The following is a 3,536-nucleotide window of genomic DNA, read 5'->3' on the forward strand; positions in this document are numbered from 1 at the left end:
CTGGGGCTTGGCACCGGGCACGTCGGCGGTGAAGGCGGCCACCTTGCCGCGTGTCGACGTGGGCCGCACGATCGTCAAGGAGGGCGACTCGGGCAGCGAACGGCAGCTGGTCGCCCTGACCCGGGCCTACCTGTCCCACGCCCCGCTCGCCCTGCTGGACGAGGCGACCTGCCATCTGGACCCGGGGACGGAGGAGCGTGCGGAGCGGGCGTTCGCGTCGCGGCCGGGCGGGACCCTGGTGGTCGTGGCCCACCGCATCAGCTCGGCCCGCCGCGCCGGCCGGGTCCTGGTGATGGACGGCCGGAGCACGGCGTACGGCAGTCATGAGGAGCTGATGCGGTCCTGCGAGCTGTACCGGGACCTCGTCGGGAGCTGGACTCCCGCACCGGCCCGGCGGCAATCAGAGCCAGCCCTGGCCCTGCGAGATGCGTATCGCGTCGATGCGGTTGCGGGCCCCGGTCTTGCGGGTGATGGCCGCCATGTAGTTGCGCACCGTCCCGTGGGACAGGTGCAGGCTCCCGGCGATCTCCGCGATGGAGGCTCCCTCGGCCGCGAGGGATAACACGCTCAGTTCTCTGCGGGTCAGTGGCATCTCCGCCGCCTGGAGGAACCCGAAGCCCAGCGAGTCGTTGACGAAACGTTTCCCCTCGGCAACGCGATGGATCCCACTCAGCAGATTCTGCGGGGACCCCTCCTTGTCCACGTAGCCGAGCGCCCCCGCCTCGGCCGCCCGCTTCAGCAGGCCCGGCCGGTTCGCGCTGGCGAGCACGAGTAACCGCGGGCGCATGCGCTCCGGGCCGGGTCGGCACAGTTCGCCCAGCGGAGGGATGCCGTAGGAGTCCGCGCACTCCAGGTCCGCCGCGCACACGTCCGGCCGGACCGACCGCACCGTGCCCCCCGCGCCGCGCCACGACGTGTCGTGCACCGCCAGGTCGGTCTCCCGCCGCAGCCACTCCGCCAGCACCGACCGCACCAGACACTCGTCGTGCACCAGAACCACCCGGATCACTGCCACCCCTCCGCTCTTACGTACGCCCCCTGGTCCTGTTGAACGCGTGCCCCATTGTTCGTGACCGTGACCCTGCGTGGGCGCGGAGAACCGGCCCTCAGGGTGCGCGGGGGCGCACGCCCAGCGCCCATACGCCCGGCCACGCTTCGACTACGGGGGCATGGGTCAGGACGGTCGGGGTACGTGGGTGCTCCCGCCAGGGCCGGAGCACACGTGACCGTCGGTAACCAGGCCCGTCGCGAAACCGCTCGTCGTGCGGGACCGGCCGTCAGGGGGGAGATTTGTTCCTGGACCCGGTCGCGCGGCCGTGCGAGGAGGTGGTCGGCGTGTCCGACGGGCAGTCGTTCGCACAGGCGCCGGGCGCTGCCAGAACGCCGGTCGGCCGGCCCCTGCTGTCGTTGGCGCTGGCCTCGATGATGGACGAGGTGCACGCCCACTCCGGTGCGGTGTACCTGATGGCACCGGACCAGCCGGTGCTGGAGATGGCGGTGATGGCCGGTCTGCCGCGGGCGTTCGCGGCGCCCTGGGAGCGGGTGGGCCTGAGCGCGCCGATCCCGGTCGCCGACGCGGCGCGCGAGCGGCGGCTGGTGTGGGTCGGCGGCGAGGAGCAGATGGCCCGCCACTATCCGCGGATCGCCGTGGTGCTGCCCTATCCCTTCGCCCTGGCCGCGGTGCCGGTCGCCACCGAGACCACCGTGTACGGCGCGGTCTTCGTGACCTGGCCGGGCGCACATCCGGCGGAGATGTCCGACCGCGAGCGCGAGCACCTGACCGCGGCCTGCGGCCGGCTGGCGGTCCGGCTGGAGCGGGCCGCCGAGCACAGCATCCCGCCGCACCCCGAGGCCGATCTGCTCGCCTCCCCCCTGGTGGGCGGGGTGGCCGGCACGCTGGGCACGGTCGAGGCGGCCCGGATGGTGAGCCGGCTGCCGTACGGACTGGTCTCGCTGGACCTGCACGGCCGGGTCGGCTTCGTCAATGCGGCGGCGGGTGAGCTGCTGAACGTCCCCGTCAGCCGGCTGCTCGGCACCCAGCTGTGGGCGTCGGTGCCCTGGCTCAACGACCCCGTGTACGAGGACCGTTACCGGGCCGCGCTGCTGAGCCAGCACGTCACTTCGTTCGTGGCGCTGCGCCCGCCCGGCGAATGGCTGTCGTTCCGGCTGTACCCGAGCACGACGGGACTGAGCGTCCGCATCACCAGGTCGCGGGCCGTGTCGCGGATGAACCGGACCGAACCGCCGCCCGACGGGACGCCGTCCCGGCTCGTCACCATCTCGCAGGTGCTGGACCTGGCCGGTGCGCTCACCGAGGCCGTGGGGGTGCAGGACGTGGTGCAACTGGTCGCGGACGAGATCGCCCCTGCCGTGGGCAGCCAGGCCCTGGTCGTGCTCGGCTCGCGGGCGAACCGGCTGCAGGTGCTCGGGCATCGCGGATACCCGGACGCGCACGTGGTGGAACGGTTCGACGGGATGCCCCTGACCGAGTCGACGCCCGGCACCCAGGTGCTGCGGACGGGCGTGCCCGCGTTCTTCGAGTCGCAGGAGCAACTGGAGCGCCTGTACCCGGCGCGGCTCACGCCCCCCGACGGGTTCGCGGCCTGGGCCTACCTGCCACTGATCGCCCAGGGCCGCCCCGTGGGGACCTGTGTGCTCTCCTACGCCGAGCCGCACCCCTTCCCGACGGAGGAGCGGGCGGTGATGACCAGCATGGCCGGGCTGATCGCCCAGGCGCTGGAGCGGGCCCTGCTCTACGACGCCAAGCACCGGCTCGCGCACGGTCTGCAGGAGGCGCTGCTGCCGCACTCCCTGCCGTCGCTGCCCGGCATCGAGGCGGTCGGCCGCTATGTGCCGGCCACTCAGGGCATGGACATCGGCGGTGACTTCTACGACCTGGTCGGCGCCCAGGGGACGGCGGCGGCGGTGATCGGGGACGTCCAGGGCCACAACGTGACGGCGGCCGGTCTGATGGGGCAGGTCCGCACCGCGGTGCGCGCGTACACGACCGTGGGGCAGGCTCCCGAGGAGGTCATGCGCAGCACCAACAGGCTGCTGCTCGATCTGGGGGCCGACCTCTTCGCCAGCTGCCTGTATCTGCGGCTCGACCCGGAGCACGGGCGGGCCGTGATGTCCCGGGCCGGGCACCCCCCGCCGCTGCTGAGACGACCGGACGGCAAGGTGCGCGTCCTCGACCTGGCGGGCGGCCCGCTGCTGGGCATCGACGCCTCGGCGGTGTATCCGACGACGGAGGTCGCCCTGCCTCCCGGTTCGCTGCTCGTCCTCTACACCGACGGGCTGGTCGAGTCGCCCGGCACGGACTTCGAGGAGGCCCTCGCGGACCTGGGCCGGCGCTTGGCCGACGCCGGGGACCAGCCGCTGGACGAACTGGCCGACAGCCTCGTCCACCAGGAGCGGCACCACGCGGACGGGGAGGAACGGCTCGACGACATCGCCCTGTTGCTGATCAGGGCCCTCGGGTAGCTCCCCCGGGCCCAGCGCTGCGGAAACGCCGGTGGCCGGCCCGGGCCCGCCAG

At 73.2% G+C, this 3,536-nt stretch carries 2 protein-coding genes; one reads left to right on the forward strand and one right to left on the reverse strand.

Going from position 1 to position 3,536, the window contains the following annotated elements; all coding sequences use genetic code 11:
* Window positions 1–400 precede the first annotated feature (400 nt).
* Window positions 401–1,009: a response regulator transcription factor gene (locus ABZ281_RS42640; protein ID WP_356663427.1), complete on the reverse strand. Its 609-nt coding sequence runs from the start codon at window positions 1,007–1,009 to the stop codon at window positions 401–403.
* 317 nt (window positions 1,010–1,326) lie between these two features.
* Here ABZ281_RS42640 and ABZ281_RS42645 point away from each other — a divergent pair, with 317 nt between their 5' ends.
* Window positions 1,327–3,483 carry a SpoIIE family protein phosphatase gene (locus ABZ281_RS42645; protein WP_356663429.1) on the forward strand — a complete coding sequence of 719 codons (2,157 nt, stop codon included), beginning with the start codon at window positions 1,327–1,329 and terminating at the stop codon, window positions 3,481–3,483.
* Window positions 3,484–3,536: the final 53 nt, after the last annotated feature.

This window comes from Streptomyces sp. NPDC006265, assembly GCF_040613555.1.
In the GTDB taxonomy this organism is placed as follows: Bacteria; Actinomycetota; Actinomycetes; order Streptomycetales; family Streptomycetaceae; genus Streptomyces.